The 21991-nt window shown below is 61.8% G+C and carries 34 protein-coding genes; 32 read left to right on the top strand and 2 right to left on the bottom strand.

All coding sequences use genetic code 11. The annotated features are described in order from the left end of the window. Nucleotide 1: 1 nt before the first annotated feature. The 4 genes from lsrF (at nucleotide 2) to ACVDHE_RS02240 (ending at nucleotide 2400) form a co-directional block, all read left to right on the top strand. Complete coding sequence (gene lsrF / locus ACVDHE_RS02255) at nucleotides 2–889, top strand: 3-hydroxy-5-phosphonooxypentane-2,4-dione thiolase (protein WP_325225791.1); 888 nt, start codon at nucleotides 2–4, stop codon at nucleotides 887–889. An 82-nt stretch (nucleotides 890–971) separates the two neighbouring features. Further along, a complete protein-coding gene (locus tag ACVDHE_RS02250; RefSeq protein WP_213039412.1) occupies nucleotides 972–1295 on the top strand; it encodes a VOC family protein in 324 nt (107 codons plus the stop codon). A gap of 338 nt (nucleotides 1296–1633) precedes the next feature. Beyond that, nucleotides 1634–1966, top strand: a complete 333-nt coding sequence (locus tag ACVDHE_RS02245) for an HNH endonuclease (RefSeq protein ID WP_325225787.1) — start codon at nucleotides 1634–1636, stop codon at nucleotides 1964–1966. 176 nt (nucleotides 1967–2142) lie between these two features. After that, on the top strand, nucleotides 2143–2400 hold the full coding sequence (locus ACVDHE_RS02240) for a hypothetical protein (protein ID WP_458885459.1): 258 nt from the start codon (nucleotides 2143–2145) through the stop codon (nucleotides 2398–2400). Nucleotides 2401–2967: 567 nt separating this feature from the next. On the opposite strand, the gene ACVDHE_RS02235 is transcribed toward ACVDHE_RS02240, so the two are convergent. After that, entirely contained in the window at nucleotides 2968–4197 is a 1230-nt protein-coding gene (locus ACVDHE_RS02235; RefSeq protein WP_458885458.1) for a class I SAM-dependent rRNA methyltransferase, read from the bottom strand. Between the two features lie 91 nt (nucleotides 4198–4288). On the opposite strand from ACVDHE_RS02235, the gene ACVDHE_RS02230 reads away from it, so the two are divergent. The 3 genes from ACVDHE_RS02230 (at nucleotide 4289) to tnpA (ending at nucleotide 7719) form a co-directional block, all read left to right on the top strand. Continuing rightward, a complete protein-coding gene (locus tag ACVDHE_RS02230) occupies nucleotides 4289–5038 on the top strand; it encodes an N-acetylmuramoyl-L-alanine amidase (protein WP_458885457.1) in 750 nt (249 codons plus the stop codon). Between the two features lie 468 nt (nucleotides 5039–5506). Beyond that, on the top strand, nucleotides 5507–7054 hold the full coding sequence (gene rny, locus ACVDHE_RS02225; RefSeq protein WP_325284999.1) for a ribonuclease Y: 1548 nt from the start codon (nucleotides 5507–5509) through the stop codon (nucleotides 7052–7054). Nucleotides 7055–7239: 185 nt separating this feature from the next. Further along, nucleotides 7240–7719 carry an IS200/IS605 family transposase gene (gene tnpA, locus ACVDHE_RS02220; protein WP_087270007.1) on the top strand — a complete coding sequence of 160 codons (480 nt, stop codon included), beginning with the start codon at nucleotides 7240–7242 and terminating at the stop codon, nucleotides 7717–7719. 102 nt (nucleotides 7720–7821) lie between these two features. Here the strand turns inward: tnpA and ACVDHE_RS02215 are convergent, their stop codons facing one another. After that, nucleotides 7822–8070, bottom strand: a complete 249-nt coding sequence (locus ACVDHE_RS02215) for a helix-turn-helix domain-containing protein (protein ID WP_458885456.1) — start codon at nucleotides 8068–8070, stop codon at nucleotides 7822–7824. Nucleotides 8071–8184: 114 nt separating this feature from the next. On the opposite strand from ACVDHE_RS02215, the gene ACVDHE_RS02210 reads away from it, so the two are divergent. From ACVDHE_RS02210 to ACVDHE_RS02090, 25 genes are all read left to right on the top strand, one after another. Next, a complete protein-coding gene (locus ACVDHE_RS02210; protein ID WP_458885455.1) occupies nucleotides 8185–8337 on the top strand; it encodes a hypothetical protein in 153 nt (50 codons plus the stop codon). Between the two features lie 158 nt (nucleotides 8338–8495). Next, entirely contained in the window at nucleotides 8496–9935 is a 1440-nt protein-coding gene (proS, locus tag ACVDHE_RS02205; RefSeq protein WP_458885454.1) for a proline--tRNA ligase, read from the top strand. 476 nt (nucleotides 9936–10411) lie between these two features. Next, nucleotides 10412–10723: a 30S ribosomal protein S10 gene (gene rpsJ / locus ACVDHE_RS02200; RefSeq protein WP_213039406.1), complete on the top strand. Its 312-nt coding sequence runs from the start codon at nucleotides 10412–10414 to the stop codon at nucleotides 10721–10723. 141 nt (nucleotides 10724–10864) lie between these two features. Continuing rightward, nucleotides 10865–11584 carry a 50S ribosomal protein L3 gene (gene rplC / locus ACVDHE_RS02195; protein ID WP_213039405.1) on the top strand — a complete coding sequence of 240 codons (720 nt, stop codon included), beginning with the start codon at nucleotides 10865–10867 and terminating at the stop codon, nucleotides 11582–11584. 17 nt (nucleotides 11585–11601) lie between these two features. Next, nucleotides 11602–12225 (top strand): 50S ribosomal protein L4, encoded by a 624-nt coding sequence (rplD, locus tag ACVDHE_RS02190; protein WP_458885453.1) that lies wholly within the window; start codon nucleotides 11602–11604, stop codon nucleotides 12223–12225. Continuing rightward, a complete protein-coding gene (rplW, locus tag ACVDHE_RS02185) occupies nucleotides 12225–12521 on the top strand; it encodes a 50S ribosomal protein L23 (RefSeq protein ID WP_021749665.1) in 297 nt (98 codons plus the stop codon). The genes rplD and rplW overlap by 1 nt, the downstream gene beginning before the upstream one ends. 24 nt (nucleotides 12522–12545) lie before the next feature. Next, complete coding sequence (gene rplB / locus ACVDHE_RS02180) at nucleotides 12546–13379, top strand: 50S ribosomal protein L2 (protein WP_213039403.1); 834 nt, start codon at nucleotides 12546–12548, stop codon at nucleotides 13377–13379. 14 nt (nucleotides 13380–13393) lie between these two features. Then, nucleotides 13394–13657 carry a 30S ribosomal protein S19 gene (rpsS, locus tag ACVDHE_RS02175; protein WP_213039402.1) on the top strand — a complete coding sequence of 88 codons (264 nt, stop codon included), beginning with the start codon at nucleotides 13394–13396 and terminating at the stop codon, nucleotides 13655–13657. Between the two features lie 19 nt (nucleotides 13658–13676). Continuing rightward, entirely contained in the window at nucleotides 13677–14024 is a 348-nt protein-coding gene (rplV, locus tag ACVDHE_RS02170; RefSeq protein WP_213039401.1) for a 50S ribosomal protein L22, read from the top strand. A gap of 18 nt (nucleotides 14025–14042) precedes the next feature. Then, entirely contained in the window at nucleotides 14043–14930 is an 888-nt protein-coding gene (gene rpsC / locus ACVDHE_RS02165; protein ID WP_213039400.1) for a 30S ribosomal protein S3, read from the top strand. After that, entirely contained in the window at nucleotides 14930–15352 is a 423-nt protein-coding gene (rplP, locus tag ACVDHE_RS02160) for a 50S ribosomal protein L16 (RefSeq protein ID WP_213039399.1), read from the top strand. Before rpsC ends, rplP begins: the two co-directional genes overlap by 1 nt. A gap of 2 nt (nucleotides 15353–15354) precedes the next feature. After that, the gene (gene rpmC, locus ACVDHE_RS02155; RefSeq protein ID WP_213039398.1) at nucleotides 15355–15558 is read left to right on the top strand and encodes a 50S ribosomal protein L29; all 204 of its coding nucleotides are present in this window, start codon (nucleotides 15355–15357) and stop codon (nucleotides 15556–15558) included. Nucleotides 15559–15575: 17 nt separating this feature from the next. Beyond that, complete coding sequence (gene rpsQ / locus ACVDHE_RS02150) at nucleotides 15576–15842, top strand: 30S ribosomal protein S17 (protein WP_213039397.1); 267 nt, start codon at nucleotides 15576–15578, stop codon at nucleotides 15840–15842. A 14-nt stretch (nucleotides 15843–15856) separates the two neighbouring features. Beyond that, nucleotides 15857–16225: a 50S ribosomal protein L14 gene (gene rplN / locus ACVDHE_RS02145; protein ID WP_016321001.1), complete on the top strand. Its 369-nt coding sequence runs from the start codon at nucleotides 15857–15859 to the stop codon at nucleotides 16223–16225. A 13-nt stretch (nucleotides 16226–16238) separates the two neighbouring features. Next, nucleotides 16239–16550, top strand: coding sequence for a 50S ribosomal protein L24 (gene rplX, locus ACVDHE_RS02140; RefSeq protein ID WP_213039396.1), 312 nt, complete (start codon nucleotides 16239–16241; stop codon nucleotides 16548–16550). Nucleotides 16551–16570: 20 nt separating this feature from the next. Beyond that, nucleotides 16571–17110, top strand: coding sequence for a 50S ribosomal protein L5 (gene rplE / locus ACVDHE_RS02135; RefSeq protein ID WP_213039395.1), 540 nt, complete (start codon nucleotides 16571–16573; stop codon nucleotides 17108–17110). A 14-nt stretch (nucleotides 17111–17124) separates the two neighbouring features. Next, nucleotides 17125–17310 (top strand): type Z 30S ribosomal protein S14, encoded by a 186-nt coding sequence (locus ACVDHE_RS02130; RefSeq protein WP_213039394.1) that lies wholly within the window; start codon nucleotides 17125–17127, stop codon nucleotides 17308–17310. Between the two features lie 231 nt (nucleotides 17311–17541). Next, a complete protein-coding gene (rpsH, locus tag ACVDHE_RS02125) occupies nucleotides 17542–17940 on the top strand; it encodes a 30S ribosomal protein S8 (protein WP_213039393.1) in 399 nt (132 codons plus the stop codon). A gap of 16 nt (nucleotides 17941–17956) precedes the next feature. Continuing rightward, on the top strand, nucleotides 17957–18502 hold the full coding sequence (rplF, locus tag ACVDHE_RS02120; protein WP_213039392.1) for a 50S ribosomal protein L6: 546 nt from the start codon (nucleotides 17957–17959) through the stop codon (nucleotides 18500–18502). A 14-nt stretch (nucleotides 18503–18516) separates the two neighbouring features. Then, the gene (gene rplR, locus ACVDHE_RS02115) at nucleotides 18517–18876 is read left to right on the top strand and encodes a 50S ribosomal protein L18 (protein ID WP_213039391.1); all 360 of its coding nucleotides are present in this window, start codon (nucleotides 18517–18519) and stop codon (nucleotides 18874–18876) included. 19 nt (nucleotides 18877–18895) lie between these two features. Further along, nucleotides 18896–19396 carry a 30S ribosomal protein S5 gene (rpsE, locus tag ACVDHE_RS02110; RefSeq protein WP_213039390.1) on the top strand — a complete coding sequence of 167 codons (501 nt, stop codon included), beginning with the start codon at nucleotides 18896–18898 and terminating at the stop codon, nucleotides 19394–19396. A 13-nt stretch (nucleotides 19397–19409) separates the two neighbouring features. Beyond that, nucleotides 19410–19592, top strand: coding sequence for a 50S ribosomal protein L30 (gene rpmD / locus ACVDHE_RS02105; protein WP_022288804.1), 183 nt, complete (start codon nucleotides 19410–19412; stop codon nucleotides 19590–19592). A 13-nt stretch (nucleotides 19593–19605) separates the two neighbouring features. Then, complete coding sequence (gene rplO, locus ACVDHE_RS02100; protein ID WP_458885452.1) at nucleotides 19606–20046, top strand: 50S ribosomal protein L15; 441 nt, start codon at nucleotides 19606–19608, stop codon at nucleotides 20044–20046. 1 nt (nucleotide 20047) lies between these two features. After that, nucleotides 20048–21337, top strand: a complete 1290-nt coding sequence (gene secY / locus ACVDHE_RS02095) for a preprotein translocase subunit SecY (protein WP_418724980.1) — start codon at nucleotides 20048–20050, stop codon at nucleotides 21335–21337. 18 nt (nucleotides 21338–21355) lie between these two features. After that, complete coding sequence (locus tag ACVDHE_RS02090; RefSeq protein WP_213039387.1) at nucleotides 21356–21988, top strand: adenylate kinase; 633 nt, start codon at nucleotides 21356–21358, stop codon at nucleotides 21986–21988. The last annotated feature ends 3 nt before the right edge of the window (nucleotides 21989–21991 follow it).

Below are 21991 nucleotides of genomic sequence, written 5' to 3'. Positions count from 1 at the left end.
CATGGCGGACGCAATCGGAAACAAGGCCGCCCACGACTACCATCTGGACGTGCCGGCCCCGGAACAGGGGTTCTTTGCCAAGGGTCTGGGCCACGGGGACTGGGGAGCCAAAAACCGCCTGTCCCGGCTGTTCAATCCCAAGAGCGGCAACACCGTCATGCTGGCCTTTGACCACGGCTACATCATGGGCTCCACCGCCGGGCTGGAGCGGATCGACGTGACCATCGCCCCCCTCTGCCAGTATACCGACGTGCTGATGGGCACCCGGGGCGCCATCCGCGCCTGCATCCCCCCCACGGTGCACAACGCCATCTGCCTCCGGGCCACCCACGACGCCAGTGTCCTCATCGACGACATGAGCACCGGCAATGGCATCGGCGCCGACATGGAGGCCGCCATCCGCATGAATGCCGCCGCCGTGGCCATGCAGTGCTTCATCGGCGGAGCGGGCGAGGCCCAGTCTCTGGAGACTCTCTGCCGGGCCGTGGACGCCGGGGAGCGCTACGGGATCCCGGTGCTGGGCGTCACCGCCGTGGGCAAGGAGATGGCCCGGACCACGGAGTACTTCCTGCTGGCCACCCGGATCCTGGCGGAGCTGGGCGCCTCCTTCGTCAAAACCTACTACTGCGACCACTTTGAAAAGGTGGTCTCCGCCTGCCCGGTGCCCATCGTCATCGCCGGCGGCAAGAAGCTGCCGGAGGCCGAGGCCCTGGAGATGGCGTACCGGGCCATCTCCGACGGTGCCCGGGGCGTGGACATGGGCCGGAACATCTTCCAGTCCGAGTGCCCTGCCGGCATGGCCCAGGCCATCGCCAAGGTGGTCCACGAGGGCTACACCGCCGCCCAGGCCTACGAGGTGTACCAGGAGGTTCTGCACAGCCAGGGCTGACCGCCTGCCGGAGCTGGCACAGCGCGTTGACAATCAGGCGGCGCAGGTCTGACCGCCGCTGGAGAAAAAAGGAGGAATTCCCATGTCCGCCACTTATATGCACATTGGCATCCCCATCACCAACCGCAAGCCCAACATGACCTACAATGAGGGCGCCAAGTTCTGGGTCAGCAATGTGGACGACTACGACTACAAGATCGAGTATCTGAAGTTCGAGGAGGGCACCCCCTTCCCGGAGGAGATCCACCGCAACCCCCATGTGGCCTACAAGGTGGACGATCTGGAGAAGTATGTGGCTGACGCCGACAGCGTCATCTGCGGGCCCATGACCGCCAATGAGAAGGGCGACCGCCTGGCCTTCGTCTGGAAGGACGGCGCCATCCTGGAGCTGTACCAGGAGGCCTGAGACCCCACCGCACCATTATAAATGTAAAAGAGGAAGCCCGCCGCGAAACTCGGCGGGCTTCCTCTTGCCGTTATACCACCTGGAAAAGATAGAATTTCAGATAGTTGGTCTCCTCCACGCCCCAGAGGATCGCCAAACGCGGTATGCCCCTTGCGGGGCAGACTTCTACCGGGAGAAGTGACGCCCTCCTTTTCATTGTGTCCGCATGGTATCACGGCAGTCAAGGACAGCACCAGGGCGGCGAAGGGCCGCCCAGGTACTGCCGCCTGCGGGCGGCGCTGCGCGTCCTTGACAAGCCGTAAAGGCATGGAGGTATCTTTGAAAAGGAGGACGTCACTATGCTAAGCGCCAACATCAGCAACGAAGTCAGAAGGTCCGTATACCGCCGGGACGGGTGGCGGTGCGCCCTGTGCGACGATACGCGGGGCCTCCAGGTCCACCACGTTGTCCGCCGCTCCCAGGGCGGGACAAGCTACCCGCACAACCTCATTACCCTCTGCTGGAAGTGCCACGCCGCTGCCCATGGGACCGTCCTGCCGGGGTACGAGGACATTCAGCCGGCGGACGTGGCCCAGGCGTGCGTGGAGTACCTGGCGGACCTGTACGCGGAAGAGGGGGTGCTCTGGAATCCCTGGGCGGCGGAGCAGGAGCGCCTGGTGGGGCCGCCGTAATGGCCCCGTCAGGCGGCGGGGGCCCGCACACGGGCAAAACCGGCGCTTTGTGGAAAAACCGGCGGAAAACCGGCAGGAATTACAAGATACTTGATACATTGACAGTGCAAACCACAAGATGTATGGTAGATAGATAGTACGGAAGGAACATCTGTTCGATTAAAAGGAGGAAAAATATGGACCTGAGATGGTCGGACCTTGCGTACCAGGTGGCCGTGGAGGCCGGGAAGGCGGGACCGAAGGAGCGGCGGCGGTGGTACGCGCAAAACGAGTGGGACGCGGAGCATATGCGCACGGAATCCACCCGCTTTCCCCTGGACCTGGACACGCAGCTGCGCCAGTGCTGCCGGGAGGCGCACGTGACGCGGTACACCCTCATCAACTACCTGCTGCGGGCCTGGATGGCGGCGTGGAGGACATACGGGGGAAAATAGTGCTTCTCTTTCGGTGGGGTCCCCCGGCCCCCGGTGGGCAACGATGGAGGCCGCGCCGGGGCCCGCCGTCCCGCCCTCGCGTGAGATCGGCCGGGGCGGCACCCGTCGCGGTTGCCCCGTGCGCGCCCGCACTGCGCGGGCTGTGCCGGGGCTCGTTCGGTATGCGGCCCGGCCCCGCAGGCCGCCGCCCTGGCGGGCGCCGATCAGCGGGGCCCTGTTCGCAAATCGCGCCCTCGCGTGAGATCGGGCGCGGTTTGCTGGGCCGCCCGCGCCGCCTGGTTGCGGTCGCGCGCGTAGTTGTCGGCAGCCGCCTGGGCCCCCGGGGTTTGGCGCCGGGCCCCGCCCATTCCGCGCGGGCCCCGCCGCCTCCCCTCCCCCTCGGTGGGCGCGCTCTGCTCAGTTGGGGGCGGCCTGGTCGGCGGCGCTCCGCCGCAGCGGGGGCATCTGGTCCCCGCTGCGGGTGGTTGGTGCGGCTGGTCTTGCTCTTTCGGCGCTCTCTTGCCTGGTCCCCCCGCCCCCTGTCCCCCTCCCCCTGCGGGGGCGGGGGAACCGGTGAGGGGAGTGCCGTTATACCACCTGGAAAAGATAGAATTTCAGATAGTTGGTCTCCTCCACGCCCCAGAGGATCGGGTGGTCGCAGCACTGCTGCCGGGCCTCGATCTGCCGCAGCTGGACGCCTGCGTCATGGGCGGCGTCGGCCAGCATGGCCAGGAATTTGTCCTCCGTGGCGAAGTGGGAGCAGGAGCAGGTGGCCAGATATCCGCCCCGGGGCAGCAGACGCATGGCCCGGTAGTTGATCTCCTTGTACCCGCTCAGGGCGTTGCGGACGGTTTTCCGGGACTTGGTGAAGGCCGGCGGGTCCAGAATGATGAAGTCGTACTTCACCGGCTCCTTCTCCAGTTGGGGCAGCAGGTCAAAGACGTTCTCGCAGAGGAAATCCATCCGGGCCGTCAGGCCGTTGCGCTCCGCGTTGGCCCGGGCCATCTCCACCGCCGCCTCCGACACGTCCACGGCGGTGACGTGGGCGGCGCCGCCCAGGGCGGCGTTAAGGGCGAAGGAGCCGGTGTGGGTGAAGCAGTCCAGCACCGTCCGCCCCTTGGCCAGGCGCCCTACTGCCCGGCGGTTGTACTTCTGGTCCAGGAAGAAGCCGGTTTTCTGTCCGTTCTCCACGTCCACCAGATACCGCACGCCGTTCTCCGTGATCTCCGTCACCGGCGTCTCGGGGACCGCCTCTCCCGGCAGAGGGAACCAGCCCTTGTACTGGGGCAGGCCCTCCTTATCCCGGAGGGCCACATCGTTGCGCTCGTAGATGCCCCGGACGGTCTGCCCGTCCTGCCGCAGGATCTCCGCCAGCATGGGCAGCAGCATCCCCTTGATCCGCTCCATGCCCACGGACAGCACCTGCACGCTCAAAAGGTCATGGAACTTGTCCACGGTGAGCCCCGGAAAGGCGTCCGCCTCCCCGAAGAGGATCCGGCAGGCGTCCAGGTCCTCCGGCGCCAGGACGGCCTTCCGATAGTCCCAGGCCCACTGGAGCTTCCGGCGCCAGAAGGCCTCGTCAAAGCGGTCGTTGGCGTTGCGGGAGATCAGCCGCACACGGATCTTGGACTGCTCCGACAGAAAGCCGGTGCCGAGATATTGGCCTTTTTTGCCGACAATATCCACCAATCCGCCGTTTTCCGCCGTTCCCTCTATGGAGAGGATCTCCGCATCGTAGACCCAAGGATGCCCCCGGGTCAGGGCGGCGGCCGCCTTGGGCGTGACGGTGTATCTGGGATAGCTGCGTTCCGTTTTCATCATCGTTCTCCTTACCAGCACGGTTACTTCCCTCCCAGTGTAGCACATTTTTTCCCTCCGCGCCATAGATTGAGAAAAAGGAGGAGTAACCATGCCCATCATCTACCTCAGCCCGTCCACCCAGGAGTGGAATGAGTACGTCACCGGCAGCGGCTCCGAGGAATATAACATGAACCTGCTGGCCGACGCTCTGGAGCCCTACCTGCTCGCCAACGGCATCCAATACCGCCGCAATTCCCCCGACATGACCGCCGCCTCCTCCATCCGGGAGGCCAACAGCGGCTGGTACGACTTTTACCTGGCCCTCCACTCCAACGGCGCCCCGGAGGGCCGATACGGCCAGGAGCGGGGCATCATCGCCTTCTACTACCCCGGCAGCAGCGAGGGACAGCGGGGCGCGGAGCTGATTGCGGAGCAGCTTCGCCAGATCTACCCCCTGCCAAATAAAGTTACCACCCGGGCCACCACCACCCTGGGCGAGGTCCGCCAGCCCCGGTTTCCGGCAGTGCTGGTGGAGATCGGCTATCATGACAACTACGCCGACGCCACCTGGGTGGAGGGCCACATGGACGCCATCGCCCAGCAGCTGGCCCGGGCCCTGACGGAGTTCTTCGGCCTGCCCTTCATCTACCCCATGCCTCCGGTGGAAGGGACCGTCACTGTCAGCTACGGCACGCTGAACCTGCGCAGCTATCCCTCTTCCACCGGAACCATCCTGGCCAACATGCCGGACGGCGCCGCCGTCACCGTCTACGGCGAATGGGAGGGGTGGTACGTGGTCCATTACGGGGACTATGTGGGGTATGCGGCGGCGGCCTACATCGACACCCGGGGGCAATGAGCCGTGCCGGGCCAAAGGCCCGGCCGCCGCGGCAGCGGCGTCAAGCGGTCCGCGCAGCGGACCCTTGGGCCGGGCGGACTTTGCCTGCCCGGTCTGGATCGATCACGGGGTCCCCAAAAGGCCCCGGCCTTTTGGGGCATGGGAGGGGTGGTACGTGGTCCACTATGGGGACTACGTGGGGTATGCGGCGGCCTACATCGACACCCAAGGCCAATGAGCCGAGCCGGGCCAAGGGCCCGGCCGCCGCAGCAGCGGCGTCTGCCGGTGCAGTGTAGGCGGGCTGCATATTTATCGCAATCCCATCGGTTTTTCTTGACAGCTGTCCTGTAAATGATTAAACTAGATAGAGATAATTGTCGGCAGGGGACAGGGGACCCTCCGATTATTTTCTGCATCATGCGGCCCGCCGGGCCTGCATATACAACATTCCGCATATACCATATACCGAAAACAGGAGGAAGAGCAATCGTGTTAGACGCCATTATCGCTGGTCTGATCGGACTGGCGGTCGGCGGCGCGGTCTGCTTCCCCCTCGGTATCCGCTACCGGAAGATCGTTTCCGAGAAGGAAATCTCAAGCGCAGAGGAAGAGGGAAAGCGCATCATCAACGAGGCCATCAAGAGCGCCGAGACCAAGAAAAAAGAGGCACTGCTGGAAGCCAAAGAAGAGATTTTGAAAAGCCGCAGCGAATACGAGAAGGAAGAAAAGACACGCCGGGCCGACCTGCAGCGGCAGGAGAACCGCCTGCAGCAGAAAGAGGAGAATCTGGACCGCAAGACCGAGGCCATCGAGAAGAAGGAAGAATCCCTGGCCCAGAAGCACGCGGCCATCGACAAGGAAAACGAAGAGATCAAGGTCATCAAGCGCAGCCAGACCGAGATGCTGGAGCGGATCTCCGGCTTTACCGCCGAGGAGGCCAAGCAGTATCTGATCGATCAGGTGGAGGCCGAGGTGACTCACGAGACTGCCCTCAAGATCAAAGAGGTGGAGTCCCGGATGAAGGAGGAGTGCGAGGCCCGCGCCCGGGAAGTGGTGGCGCAGGCCATCCAGCGCTGCGCCGCGGACCAGGTGGCCGAGATGACCGTCAGTGTGGTTCCCCTGCCCAATGACGAGATGAAGGGCCGCATCATCGGCCGCGAGGGCCGCAACATCCGCACCATCGAGACTTTGACCGGCGTGGACCTCATCATTGACGACACGCCGGAGGCCATCACCGTCAGCTGCTTCGAGCCCGTGCGGCGGGAGATTGCCCGCCTGGCACTGGAGAAGCTGATCGCCGACGGCCGCATCCATCCCACCCACATCGAGGAGATGGTGGAGAAGGCCCGCCGGGAGGTGGAGGCCACCATCAAGGCCGAGGGCGAGCGCGTCACCTTCGAGTGCGGTATCCGCAACCTCCACCCTGAGCTGGTGAAGATGCTGGGCCGCCTCCACTACCGCACCAGCTACGGCCAGAACGTATTGCAGCACTCCGTGGAAGTCAGCCACATCGCCGGCATGATGGCCGCGGAGCTGGGCGCCGATGTCCAGGCCGCCAAGCGGGCCGGACTGCTCCACGACCTGGGCAAGGCCGTGGACCACGAGCTGGAGGGCACCCATGTGTCCCTGGGCGTGGAGTTCGCCCGGAAGTATAAGGAGCGGGAGGACATTATCCACGCCATCGAGGCCCACCACAACGATGTGGAGCCCCGGACCATCGTGGCCTGCCTGGTTCAGGCGGCGGACGCCATATCCGCGGCCCGTCCCGGCGCCCGGCGCGAGAATCTGGAGAACTACATCAAGCGCCTGGAGCAGCTGGAGACCATCACCGGCACCTATCCCGGCGTGGACAAGGCCTACGCCATCCAGGCCGGACGGGAGGTCCGGGTCATGGTCAAGCCCGAGCAGGTCAGCGAGGACCAGATGGTCATCCTGGCCCGGGAGCTGGCCAAGAAGATCGAGGAAGAGATGGAATACCCCGGTCAGATCAAGGTCCACGTCCTGCGGGAGACCAAGGTCGTGGAGTACGCGAAATAAGAAAAAGAGCGGAACGCTTTGGCGTTCCGCTCTTTATTCGTTTTTGGTGGTACCAAAGGCAACCCCCGGCTAAGCCGGGGGTAAAAAATAGCTTAAAGCGAGGAGAAGAGTAGAAAAAGAAAAAACTCCCTGATGAGGTAGAAGTGGTTTGCCGACCACACAACTACGATAACAGGGAGGTCTTCATCGTGAAAGACAAAGACATAAGTAGTTTAGAGCATACAAGTTGGAGATGTCAATATCACATCGTATTTGCGCCCAAATATCGAAGGATGGAGATATATGGACAGATAAAACAGGATATAGGAGTGATATTGAGAAAACTGTGTCAGCAAAAAGGTGTAGAAATCATAGAAGCCAGAGCGTGCCCAGACCATATACACATGCTGATAAGTATCCCGCCCAAGTACAGTGTATCACAGATTATGGGGTACTTGAAAGGAAAAAGTAGTCTGATGATATTTGATCGGCATGCAAATCTGAAATATAAGTACGGAAATCGGCACTTTTGGGCCAGAGGGTATTATGTGGATACAGTGGGGCGGAATAAAAAGCAGATAGCAGAGTATATCCGAAACCAACTGGCATCAGATCAAATAGCAGACCAGATAGGGCTGAAAGAGTTTGTGGACCCGTTTACGGGTCGCGAGAACAAGAAGGCGTAAAAAGAACCCCTTAAGGGGTAAGCCCGAGAAAGAAATGCAGTCGGCAAACCTTTCGGGGCCCCTTAAGGGGCTTCGTCCGTATCAGGCCCTTTTAGGGCCTACTCAAGCCTCCGGCTTAGCCGGAGGTTTTGACTCAGGCGGGATGAATTTCAGCAGGTCTCCTATTTCACATTGCAAAACGGTGCAGATCCTGGCCAGGACATCGATATCCAGACGGGAGATCTGGTTGTTGCAGTAGTTGTTCAGCTGTGTGCGCTGGAGTTCCGCCCGCTGGCAGAGCTTGTTTTTGCTGATGCCGCTTTTTTGGATCAGCGCGTCGAGCCGGATTTCCACCGATCCGAATTTTTCCATAGGCACCCCCTGGACTCAGAAAGAGATACTTGACATCTCCAGTCTATCTTTGCTGGAATGGCTTTATAAGATGTAGAAAATCTACTGAGACTTTTTACAGGGGGGTGTACGGCATTGGAGACAATGTATGAGGAACTCTATCACGCGCTGTTCAACGCTGTGACCGATGCTCTGCGGGCGATGGAGCAGGAGAACTTCGGACAGGCCAGAGAACTGCTGGTCCGGGCCCAGCAGTTCTGCGAGGAACGCTATATCGGCCAGCTGTGAGAGCGGGAAGCCCCGAAGCTTTTGCTTCGGGGCTGTTTCTTCCCCCGGTGGGCCGACTGCGCCTTGACAATTCCGCCTCCGGCCGATACAATATAACTTCAGTGAAATAGGCCCGGAGGAGGGCCAAACCATAAAAAGATGCAAAGGATTTGAGAGAAATGGCACAGGATAAGAGACAAGTGGACGCCATCACCGCTCGGGACGTGGACTTTGCCCAGTGGTACACCGACGTGTGCAAGAAGGCGGAGCTGATCGACTACACCTCCGTCAAGGGCATGTTCATCTACCGGCCCTATGGCTACGCCATCTGGGAGAATATCCAGACGGAGATGGACCGGCGCTTCAAGGAGACCGGACACGAGAACGTGTACCTGCCGGTGTTGATCCCGGAGTCCCTGCTCCAGAAGGAGAAGGACCACGTGGAGGGCTTTGCCCCGGAGTGCGCCTGGGTCACCATGGGCGGCAGCGAGAAGCTGGAGGACCGCCTGTGCGTCCGCCCCACCTCCGAGACCCTCTTCTGCGAGCACTACGCCAACATCATCCACTCCTGGCGGGACCTGCCCAAGCTCTATAACCAGTGGTGCAGCGTGCTGCGCTGGGAAAAGACCTCCCGTCCCTTCCTGCGCCACCGGGAGTTCCTGTGGCAGGAGGGCCACACCATGCACGCCACCGAGGAAGAGGCCCGGGAAGAGACCATGCGGATGCTGAACATCTACGCCGACTTCATGGAGAACTACCTGGCCATGCCGGTGATCCGGGGGCGCAAGACCGATAAGGAGAAGTTCAACGGCGCTGAGGAGACCTACACCGTGGAGTGCATGATGCACGACCACAAGGCCCTCCAGGCCGGCACCAGCCACTACTTCGGCGACGGCTTCGCCAAGGCCTTCGACATCACCTTCACCGGAAAGGACAACCAGCTCCACCATCCCCACCAGACCAGCTGGGGCGTCTCCACCCGGATGATCGGCGGTATCATCATGACCCACGGCGACGACAACGGCCTGGTCCTGCCGCCCCGGGTGGCCCCCATCCAGGCGGTGGTGATCCCCGTGGCCCAGCACAAGCCCGGCGTGCTGGAGGCCGCCGACGCCCTGCGGGACCGGCTCAAGGCCGCGGGCGTGCGGACCAAGATGGACGACTCCGACAACTCCCCCGGCTGGAAGTACGCCGAGTATGAGATGAAGGGCGTGCCTCTGCGGGTGGAGATCGGCCCCAAGGACATGGAGAAGGAGCAGTGCGTCATCGCCCGCCGGGATACCGGCGAGAAGGTCTTCGTGCCCCTGAGCGAGCTGGAGGAGACCGTCAAGCGCCTGCTGGACGCCGTCCACGACAATATGTTCGCCATGGCGCTGAAAAACCGGGAGGAGAACACCTTCGACATCTCCACCCCTGAGGAGGCCAAGGCCATCGCCGAGGGCAAAGGTGGGTTCCTCCGGTCCAAGTGGTGCGGCTCTCTGGAGTGCGAGCTGGCCATGAAGGAGCGGGCGGGCGTCAGCTCCCGCTGCATGCCCCTGGCCCAGTCCGGCACCGAGGGCGTGTGCCCCGTGTGCGGCAAGAAGTGTACCACCGACATCTACTGGGGCGTGGCCTACTGATCGATCCGAAATACCGCAAGCCGGCGCGGGGACTCTCTCCCGCGCCGGTTTTTTCCCTCTCCGGCTTCCGAAAAACGGAAAAAATGGGGGGGAAGTTCCGCTCCGGCAGACCTGCTGAAAAAAACTTGAAAATTTCATGAAAAACAGAGAAAATCCTCTTGACATCGCGGACCGTTTCTTATATTATAAGTAAGTCCGCGACGGGAGGGTCATGCCCTGCGCCGCGCACCTGCGATGAACCGGGAGATTGCTCCGCAAGGAGGTAACTTCCGGGGAGTATGTCCGATAATCGGGCGGCTGAGAAGGAATCTGTACGTCGCGTAGATCGCTGCGCCATGTCTGGATACCGGCCGTTTCTTGCGCCGGTATTTTTCATGAGCCGGAATGATACGCACGGTTAAGCGTATAGAAAAATTCTCTCGCCGTAGGTCGTCGAGACTTCGTGAAACAACCTACGAAATCAGGAGGAAACAACCATGGCACAGAAAGAAATGATCCGCATTCGTCTGAAGGCCTATGACCACCAGGTCATCGACCAGAGCGCAGAGAAGATCGTCGAGACCGCCAAGCGCACCGGCGCCGAGGTCTCCGGCCCCATTCCTCTGCCCACCAAGAAGGAAGTCGTCACCATCCTGCGCGCGACTCACAAGTACAAGGACAGCCGCGAGCAGTTCGAGCGCCGCACCCACAAGCGCCTGATCGACATCACCAAGTCCTCCCCCAAGACCGTGGAGGCCCTGATGGCTCTGGAGCTGCCCGCCGGTGTGGAGATCGAGATCAAGCTGTAAAGCTGCGACACCTTATTAAATTGTTTGCTGTCCCAAGTCCATCGTCTTGCGAGATGGACGGGTCATGTCGGCAGAGCAATGCCTCCGGGACCCAACCCGGACGTATCTAAGCCGACCAATAACCTTTAAGGAGGAATATACATGAAAGCGATCATCGGCAAAAAAGTGGGCATGTCCCAGATTTTTGACGAGAACGGCCATGTGATCCCCGTCACCGTGATCGAGGCGGGTCCCTGCGTGGTCGTGCAGAAGAAGACTTCCGAAAAGGAAGGCTATGAGGCTGTCCAGCTGGGCTTCGAGGATGTCCCCGAGCGCAAGCTGAGCAAGCCCGAGATGGGCCACCTGAACAAGGCCGGCGCTGCCCCCAAGAAGCACCTGCGTGAGTTCAACCTGGACAACGCCGCCGAGCTGAACGTCGGCGACATCGTCAAGGCCGACACCTTCAAGGCCGGCGACTTCGTGGATATCACCGGCATCTCCAAGGGCCACGGCTACGCCGGCGTCATCAAGCGCCACGGCGCCCACCGCCTGAAGGAGACCCACGGCAGCGGCCCCGTCGGCCGTCACTCCGGCTCCATGGGCGCCAACAGCGACCCCTCCAAGGTCTTCAAGGGCAAGATCGGCGCCGGCCAGATGGGCGTTGACCAGGTCACCGTCCAGAACCTGAGCGTCGTGAAGGTCGACCCCGAGCTGAACATGCTGGTTGTCTGCGGCGCGGTCCCCGGCCCCAAGGGCGGCCTGGTGACCATCAAGTCCACTGTCAAGGTCCACAAGGTCAAGCAGGCTGGCGCCGACATCAGCAAGAACCCGCAGAAGGCTTCCGGCCGCAACCCGCAGAAGGCTTCCGCCAGAAACAAGTAAGAAAGGGGTGCTAGATAATGTCTTCCGTGAAAGTTATGAACATGGCCGGCGCTGAGGTCGGCACGGTTGAGCTCAGCGACGCCATCTTCGGCATCGAGCCCAACGAAGCGGTGGTCCACGAGGTCGTCAAGAACCACCTGGCCAACTGCCGGCAGGGCACCCAGAGCGCCCTCACCCGCGCTGAGGTTTCCGGCGGCGGCCGCAAGCCCTGGCGTCAGAAGGGCACCGGCCACGCCCGTCAGGGCTCTACCCGGGCTCCCCAGTGGACCCACGGCGGCGTGGTGTTCGCTCCCAAGCCCCGCGATTACAGCTACGTGCTGAACAAGAAGGTCAAGCGCCTGGCCCTGAAGTCTGTCCTCTCCGCCAAGGTGGCCGAGGGCAAGCTGGTGGTCATCGACGCCATCAAGATGGACGCCATCAAGACTGCCGATTTCCGTAAGTTCCTGGACGCCGTGAAGGTGGACGGCAAGGCCGTGGTGGTCACTCCCGCCGTGGACCAGACCGTCGTCAAGAGCGCCCGGAACATCCCCGGCGTGCTGACCACTCCCGCTGTGCAGCTGAATGTCTACGACATCATCAACGCCCAGTACCTGGTCGTGGATCAGGCCGCCCTCGCAAAAATCGAGGAGGTGTACGCGTAATGGCTACCGCTTATGATATCATCATCCGGCCCATCATCACCGAGCGCGCCATGTCCGGTGCCGCCGACAAGAAGTACGTCTTCGAGGTGGCCAAGGACGCCGGCAAGATCGAGATCAAGAAGGCCGTCGAGGAGATCTTCGGCGTGAAGGTCGCCTCCGTCAATACCCTGACGGTGCCCGGCAAGGAAAAGCGCATGGGCGCCGGCCGTCCCGGCATGACCAAGACCTGGAAGAAGGCCTATGTCCAGCTGGCGGCTGATTCCAAGACCATCGAGTTCTTCGAAGGCATGGTCTGATCAACGGAAGGAGAGTAAAGCGATATGTCTATCAAAACTTTTAAGCCGACGACTCCCTCCAGACGTCAGATGACGGTCTCCGGTTTCGACGGCATCGACAAGAAGGCCAAGCCCGAGCCCAGCCTGACCACTTCCCTGAAGAAGTCCTCCGGCCGCAACAGCTATGGCCGCATCACCGTCCGCCATCGCGGCGGCGGCAACAAGCGCAAGTACCGCATCATCGACTTCAAGCGCGACAAGGTCGGCACCGCCACCGTGCTGCGTCTGGAGTACGATCCCAACCGCTCCGCCAATATCGCCCTCGTGGAGTATGAGGACGGCGAGCGCCGCTACATTCTGGCTCCCGTGGGCCTGAACGCCGGCGACAAGGTGGAGTCCGGTCCCCAGGCCGATATCAAGGTCGGCAACGCTCTGCCCATCGCCAACATCCCCGTTGGTACCGTGATCCACAACGTGGAGCTGCATCCCGGCAACGGCGCCCAGCTGGTGCGCTCCGCCGGCACCGCCGCTCAGCTGATGGCCAAGGAGGGCGGCGACGCCCAGATCCGGATGCCCTCCGGTGAGGTCCGCATCGTGCGCACCAACTGCATGGCCACCATCGGCCAGGTGGGCAACATCGAGCACGAGAACATCAACATCGGCAAGGCCGGCCGCAAGCGCCACATGGGTTGGCGTCCCACGGTCCGCGGCTCTGTCATGAACCCCAACGACCACCCCCACGGCGGCGGCGAGGGCCGCGCTCCTGTCGGCCGTCCCGGCCCTGTGACTCCTTGGGGCAAGCCGGCCCTGGGCTACAAGACCCGCAAGGGCAAGAACCCCACCAATAAGTTCATCGTCAAGCGCCGCAACGAGAAGTAAGGAGGCAAGTCAATATGAGCAGATCCATCAAAAAAGGCCCGTATGTTGCCCCTGAGCTTCTGAAGCGGGTCGAGGAAATGAACGCGAAGAACGAGAAGAAGGTCCTGAAGACCTGGAGCCGCAGCTCCACCATCTTCCCCGCCTTCGTCGGCCACACCATCGCCGTCCACGATGGCCGCAAGCACGTGCCCGTCTATGTCCAGGAGGACATGGTCGGCCACAAGCTGGGTGAGTTCGCGCCCACCCGCACCTTCCGCGGTCACGCGAAGGATAAATAAGTAAAGGAGGATGCAGAACATGGAAGAGAAAAAGATTGCTAAAGCGTATCTGCGCTATGTCCGCATCGCTCCCCGCAAGGTCCAGATCGTCTGCGATCTGATCCGCGGCAAGGACGCCGGCACCGCCATGGCGATCCTGATGCAGACCCCCAAGGCCGCCTCTGAGCCTCTGATGAAGCTCCTCAAGAGCGCCTGCGCCAACGCCGAGAACAATTTCCAGATGGACCCCAGCAAGCTGGTGGTCTCTGAGGTGTTCGCCACTCCCGGCCCCATCCTCAAGCGGATGATGCCCCGGGCTCAGGGCCGCGCCTATCGTATCAACAAGCGCACTTCTCACGTCACCCTGGCCGTGACGGAAAAGGCATAAGAGGGAGGAGAACAGTTTATGGGACAGAAAGTGAATCCCCACGGCCTGCGCGTGGGCGTCATCAAAGACTGGGATTCCCGTTGGTATGCCAGTGATGAGAAGGTCGGCGATCTGATCGTCGAGGATCAGAAGATCCGCAAGTACCTGAAGAAGACCCTGTACGGTGCCGGCGTTCCCAAGATCGAGATCGAGCGCAGCAGCGACGTGGTCACCATTTTCCTGCACTGCGCCCGGCCCGGCATGGTCATCGGCAAGGGCGGCGAGCAGATCGAGCAGTATCGCCTGGCCGTTGAGAAGCTCATCGGCAAGAAGGTGAAGCTGAACATCGTCGAGGTCAAGAACCCCGACATGAACGCCCAGCTGGTGGCTGAGAACATCGCCCAGCAGCTGGAGAAGCGCATCTCCCACCGCCGCGCCATGAAGAACGCCATGGCCCGCGCCATGCGCGCCGGCGCCAAGGGCATCAAGACCTGCTGCTCCGGCCGTCTCGGCGGCCGCGAGATCGCCGGCGTGGAGCACTATCACGAGGGCACCATCCCCCTGCAGACCATCCGCGCCGACATCGAGTACGGCTTCGCGGAGGCTGCCACCACCTTCGGCCGCATCGGCGTGAAGGTGTGGATCTACAAGGGCGAGGTCCTCTCTCAGACCCTGCGCACTACTCCCCGCACCATGGACACCTCCAAGCCCTATCAGGAGCGCCGTGAGCGCCGGCCCCGTCGTGACGGCGACCGCCGCGGCGGCTTCAACCGGGATCGCCAGGGCGGCGGCTTCAACCGCGGCCAGGGTGGTTTCAACCGGGCCGGCCAGGGCCGTCCCCAGGGCGGGTTCAACCGCACCAACAACACCAGCCGCCCCGCTGCTCCCGCGGCCCCCGCGGCACCTAAGGAAGGAGGAGCCCAGTAATGCTTCTGCCGAAGAGAGTCAAGTATCGCCGTGTGCACCGCGGCCGTATGACCGGCAAGGCCACCCGCGGCAGCACCATCGCCTACGGTGAGTATGGCCTGCAGGCCACCGAGCCCGGCTGGATCACCAGCAATCAGATCGAGGCTGCCCGTATCGCCATGACCCGCTACACCAAGCGTGGCGGCCAGGTCTGGATCAAGATTTTCCCCGATAAGCCCGTGACCAAGAAGCCCGCTGAGACCCGCATGGGTTCCGGTAAGGGTTCTCCCGAGTTCTGGGTCGCCGTTGTGAAGCCCGGCCGTATCATGTTCGAGATCGCCGGCGTGTCCGAAGAAGTTGCCCGCGAGGCGCTGCGTCTGGCCAGCCACAAGCTGCCCATCAAGACGAAGATCGTCGCCCGCACCGAGGAAGCAGGTGAGTGAAGATGAAGGCAAGTGAAATCCGTAAGATGACCCCCGAGCAGCTCAACGAGAAGCTGGCGGGCCTGAAGAAGGATCTGTTCTATCTGCGCATGCAGCACGCCACCAACCAGCTGGACAATCCCGTCAAGATCCGGGAGACCAAGCACGACATTGCCCGAGTCAAGACCGTGCTGGCGGAGCTCGCCGCCGCTGACCAGAAGCAGTGAGAAGGAGGTAAGGTAAGATGAACGAAGAGAAGAGAACTTCCTCCCGTAAGACCCGGGTCGGCAAGGTGGTCTCCGACAAGATGGACAAGACCGTCGTGGTCGCTATCGAGGACCGCGTGGCCCATCCCCTGTACAAGAAGATCGTCGGCCGCACTTACAAGCTGAAGGCTCATGATGAGCAGAACGCCTGCGGTGTCGGCGACAAGGTCAAGGTCATGGAGACCCGCCCCCTGTCCAAGGACAAGCGCTGGCGCGTGGTCGAGATCATTGAGAAAGCGAAGTAAGGAGGTGCCGCAGTATGATTCAGCAGGAAACGTTTCTGAAGGTTGCCGATAATACCGGCGCCAAGGAGATCAAGTGCATCCGTGTCCTGGGCGGCTCCAAGCGGAAGTTCGGCAACATCGGCGATGTGATCGTTGCCTCCGTCCGCAAGTCCACCCCCGGCGGCACTGTGAAGAAGGGCGAGGTCGTCAAGGCCGTCATCGTCCGCAGCGCCAAGGGCGTCCGTCGTGCCGACGGCACCTACGTCCGCTTCGATGACAATGCCGCCGTCCTGATCAAGGACGACAAGAACCCCAGAGGTACCCGTATCTTTGGGCCGGTGGCTCGCGAGCTGCGTGACAAGGATTACATGAAGATCCTGTCCCTCGCCCCCGAAGTGATTTGAGGAGGGCAGCGAAATGGCTATGAATATCAAGAAGGGCGATACCGTTGTCGTCCTGTCCGGCAAGGACAAGGGTAAGAAGGGCAAGGTGCTGGGCACCGTTCCCGGCTCCCTGAAGGTGGTTGTGGAGGGCATCAACATGGTGACCTGCCACGTCAAGCCCCGCAAGCAGGGCGAAGAGGGCGGCATCGTCAAGCGCGAGGCTGCCATCGCCTCCTGCAAGGTGCAGGTCGTCTGCCCCAAGTGCGGCAAGGCCACCCGCGTCGCTCACAAGATCGAGGGCGACAAGAAGGCCCGCGTGTGCAAGCACTGCGGCGCTGAGCTGTAAGAAAGGAGCGAATGACTACCATGGCTAGACTGAAAGAAAAGTACAACGCCGAAGTGGCTCCCGCTCTGATGAAGCAGTTCGGCTACAAGAGCGTCATGCAGATCCCCAAGATCGACAAGGTCGTCGTGAACGTGGGCTGCGGTGAGGCTCGTGAGAATTCCAAGGTTCTGGAGAACGTGGTGGGCGACCTGGCCCAGATCACCGGCCAGAAGCCCATTATCACCCGCGCCCGCAAGTCCATCGCCAACTTCAAGCTGCGCGAGGATATGCCCATCGGCGCCAAGGTCACCCTGCGGGGTGAGAAGATGTGGGAGTTCCTGGACCGTCTGTTCAACGTGGCTCTGCCCCGCGTGCGTGACTTCCAGGGCATCAACCCCAACTCCTTCGATGGCCGCGGCAACTATGCCCTGGGCATCCGGGAGCAGCTGATCTTCCCCGAGATCGAGTACGACAAGATCGACAAGATCCGCGGCATGGATGTGGTCATCTGCACCACCGCGCACACCGATGAAGAGGCCCGTGCCCTGCTCCAGCAGGTCGGCGCTCCCTTCGCCCGCTAAGGAGGAAGAGGCAAATGGCTAAGAAATCTATGATTCTCAAGCAGCAGGCTCCCGCCAAGTTCTCCTCCCGGAGATACAATCGCTGCAAGCTCTGCGGCCGCCCCCACGCTTATCTGCGTGACTACGGCGTGTGCCGTATCTGCTTCCGGGAACTGGCCTACAAGGGCGAGATCCCCGGTGTGCGGAAGGCCTCTTTCTAAGACGGCCGCCGCACCGGAGGGCCCCGGACCGGGCGCCCTCCCCGGAGAGCTCCGGCTCTCCGCCCCAACTTTTGTAACCGTGAGTTTTTGATATGGAACTCTGGTGATTCGGATGGCGAAAGGTCATGACCAATTGGGCACCACGCGCGAGCGGACTGCTCCATTGGCCATGATACCTCGCTGCCGCAGCGGCCCCAAAGGGTCCGCAACTCTAAAATAGGAGGATTTATTATGCATATCACCGATCCGGTTGCGGATATGCTGACCCGCATCCGCAACGCCAACAGCGCCAAGCACGACACCGTTGATGTCCCCGCCTCCAACATGAAGAAGAGCATCGCTCAGATCCTGCTGGACGAAGGGTATATCAAGAACTTCCAGGTGGTGGACGACGGCCTCCAGGGCATGATCCACATTACCCTGAAGTACAACGCGGGCAAGGAGAAGGTCATCACCGGCCTGCGCCGCGTTTCCAAGCCGGGCCTCCGGGTCTATGTGGGTGCCGATGAGCTGCCCCGCGTGCTCCGCGGCCTGGGTATCGCTATCATCTCTACGTCCAAGGGCGTCATGACCGACAAGAAGGCCCGCGAGCTCCATGTCGGCGGCGAGGTCCTGGCATTCGTCTGGTAAGGAGGGTATTTGAACAATGTCTAGAATTGGCAGAATGCCCATTACCGTTCCCGCCGGCGTGACCGTCAGTGTCGCCGAGGGTAATGTGGTTACCGTCAAGGGACCCAAGGGTGAGCTCAGCCGTGCGCTGCGCCCCGAGATGATCATTAAGCAGGAAGGCAACACGATCACCGTGGAGCGTCCTTCCGACGACAAGCTGCACCGGAGCCTCCATGGCCTGACCCGCACCCTGCTGAACAACATGGTCGTCGGCGTGACCGACGGCTACAGCAAGGAGCTGGAGGTCAACGGCGTTGGCTACCGTGTGGCCAAGGAGGGCAAGAACCTGGTCATGAACCTGGGCTTCTCTCATCAGGTGATCGTTTCCGAGATCGAGGGCATCACCATCGATGTCCCCGCTCCCAATAAAATCATCATCCGCGGATGCGACAAGCAGGCCGTCGGTCAGTTCGCTGCCGAGGTCCGCGAGAAGCGTCCTCCCGAGCCTTATAAGGGCAAGGGCATCAAGTACGCCGATGAGGTCATCCGCCGCAAGGTCGGTAAGACCGGCGCCAAGAAGTAAGGAGGTGTGCCGATATGATTAAAAGACCGAATACCAATGCCCAGCGCATCAAGCGCCACAAGAGAGTGCGGGCCAAGATCTCCGGCACTCCCACTGCTCCCCGTCTGAACGTGTTCCGCAGCGAGGCCAACATCTACGCCCAGATCATCGACGATGTCAACGGCGTGACCCTGGCTTCCGCTTCTTCCCTGGACAAGGCCATCGAAGGTTACGGCGGCAACGTGGCCGCTGCCACCGCCGTTGGCAAGCTGCTGGCCGAGCGCGCCAAGGCCAAGGGTATCGAGACCGTGGTGTTTGACCGCGGCGGCTACCTGTATCACGGCCGCGTGAAGGCTCTGGCCGAGGGTGCCCGCGAGGGCGGCCTGCAATTCTAAGGGAGGAGGAACGACAACAATGCCTAGATTTGAAAGAGAGCAGAGCGAGTATATCGAGAAGGTCGTTTCCCTGAACCGCGTCTCCAAGACCGTCAAGGGCGGCCGTGTCATGAAGTTCTCCGCCCTGGTCGTCGTGGGTGACGGCAAGGGCAAGGTCGGCTACGGCCTGGGCAAGGCCGCCGAGGTTCCCGAGGCCATCCGCAAGGGCATCGAGGCCGCCAAGAAGAACATGATCACCGTGACCCTCTCCGGGACCACCGTTCCCCACGAGACCATCGGTGAGGCCGGCGCCGGCCGCGTGCTGATGAAGCCCGCTGCCCCCGGTACCGGCGTGATCGCCGGCGGCGCCGTGCGTGCCGTCGTGGAAGCCGCGGGCATCAAGGACATCCGTACCAAGTGCCTGCGCTCCAACAATCCCAACAACGTGGTCGCCGCCGCCTTCCAGGGCCTGAAGAACATGCGTGGTCCTGAAGAGGTCGCCCGCATCCGCGGCAAGAGCGTCGAAGAGATCGTGGGTTAAGGAGGCGCTGAACATGGCAAACTTAAACATTAAGCTCGTCAAGAGCCTGAACGGCCGCCTGGAAAAGCAGGTCGCCACCGCGAATTCCCTGGGCCTGCGCAAGATTGGTGACGTCACCGTGCAGCCCGACAACGACCAGACCCGCGGCAAGATCGCCAAGATCGGCTACCTGCTGCAGGTCACCGAAGTGAAGTAAGGAGGCACGAAAGATGAAACTGAGCGAACTGTCTCCCGCCGAGGGTTCCGTCCGGTCCGCATACCGCAAGGGCCGGGGCGCCGGCAGCGGCAACGGCAAGACCGGCGGCCGCGGCCACAAGGGCCAGAAGGCCCGCAGCGGCGGCAAGATCCGCGTTGGCTTCGAAGGCGGTCAGATGCCTCTGGCCCGCCGCATCCCCAAGCGCGGCTTCAACAACATCTTCGCCAAGCCCCTGGAGATCATCAACCTCAGCGCCCTGAACGCTTTCGAGGACGGCGAGACCGTCACTGCCGAGGCTCTGCTGAGCAAGGGGATCCTCTCCAAGTGCGAGTACGGCTACAAGGTCCTGGGTAACGGCAAGGTTACCAAGAAAGTCACTGTCAAGGCTTCTGCTTTCTCCGCGTCTGCCAGGGAGGCCATCGAGGCAGCTGGCGGAAAGGCAGAGGTGATCTAACGTGATCCAAACGATTCGCAAGGCCTGGGGTATCCCCGAGCTGCGGAAGAAAATGGTGTTCACGCTGCTGATCCTGCTGATCTTCCGTATCGGCAACGCCATCACGGTCCCGTATGTGAATGTGGCGATGCTGGAGACCTATCTGGATCAGATGGGCGGCACCATCCTGGGCCTGTACAACGTCATGAGCGGCGGTGCCTTTGCCCAGGCAACGGTTTTCGCCCTGAGCATTCAGCCCTATATCAACAGCTCCATCATCATCCAGCTGCTGACCGTGGCCATTCCGGCCCTGGAGCGGCTGGCCAAGGACGGCGGTGAGGAGGGCCGGAAGAAGATCCAGTCCATCACCCGCTACACCACGGTGGCCATTGCCATTCTGCAGGCCTTCGGCTACTATATCATGATGAAGAACTACAACCTGCTGACCGCCAACGGCGAGGGCATCTGGCCCGCTCTGGTGATCATCGTCAGCTTCATTGCCGGCTCCTCCTTCGTTATGTGGATGGGCGAGCAGGTGACGGAGTTCGGCGTGGGCAACGGTATCTCCATCATCCTGTTCGCGGGCATCCTGTCCCGCGTGCCCACCATGGTGTCCTCCGGGATCGCCTTTGGCTCCCAGGCGGCCATCAACTGGCTGTGGGTGCTGCTGCTGATCGTGGGCATGCTGGCCCTGATCATCTTCATCGTGTTCATCAACGACGCCGAGCGCCGGATCCCCGTCCAGTACGCCAAGCGCCAGGTGGGCCGGAAGATGTATGGCGGTCAGTCCACCCATCTGCCCATGAAGGTGAATATGTCCGGCGTTCTGCCCATCATCTTCGCCCAGAGCATCGCGTCCCTGCCCGTCACCGTGTGGACCTTCATCGGCACTCCCGCCGAGGGCACCGTGTCCCGGGCCATCTACGACGCCATTGATACCAAGTCCGTGATCTATATGGTGGTCTACTTCATCATGATCATTGGCTTCAGCTATTTCTACTCCAGCATCCAGTTCAATCCGGTGGAGATCGCCAACAACCTGAAAAAGCAGGGCGGCTTCATCCCGGGCTTCCGGCCCGGCAAGCCCACGGTGGACTTCATCCGGAAGGTGCTGAACAAGATCACCCTGTTCGGCGCCATCTATCTGGGTATCGTAGCCATCTGCCCCCTGATCATCGGCAAGTTCGTCTCCAGCGCGTCTCTGGCCATCGGCGGCACCTCCGTCATCATCGTTGTGGGTGTTGCCCTTGAGACTGTCAAGGCCCTGGAGTCCCAGATGCTGATGCGTCAGTACAAGGGCTTCCTGGAATAAGAAAGAGGCGTTTCGCTTATGAAGCTGATTTTGTTGGGCGCCCCCGGCGCCGGCAAAGGCACCCAGGCCGAAAGGCTGTGCAAAGAGCTGAACATTCCCACCATCTCCACCGGCAACATCCTCCGTGCTGCCATCAAAAACGGCACCCCCACCGGCATGAAGGCGAAGTCCTTCATGGACGCGGGCCAGCTGGTTCCCGATGAGGTCATTATCGGCATCATCACCGAGCGGCTGGCGGAGAGTGACTGCGCGAACGGCTATATCCTGGACGGGGTGCCCCGCACCATCGCCCAGGCCGAGGCCATGGAGAAGGCCGGAATCGTCTTCGATGCCGTCATTTCCATCGAAATTTCTGACGAGACCATTATGGAACGCATGAGCGGACGCCGAGTCTGCGAATCCTGCGGGGCCAGCTACCACCTGGTGGCTGTGCCCCCCAAGCAGGAGGGCGTGTGCGACAGCTGCGGCGGCAAGCTGGTGCAGCGCAAAGATGATGCCCCCGAGACCGTGAAGGCGCGTCTCGAGGTCTATCATAGGGAGACCGAGCCTCTGAAGGACTTTTACGCCCAGCGCGGCCTCCTGAAGCCCGTGGAGAACCAGCCCTCTGTGGAAGAGACTTCCCGGGCCATCCTCCGTGCACTGGGGAGATGAAGC

The sequence above is a fragment of the Dysosmobacter sp. Phy genome (assembly GCF_054476235.1).
This window is presented reverse-complemented; position numbering and strand designations above follow the sequence as displayed.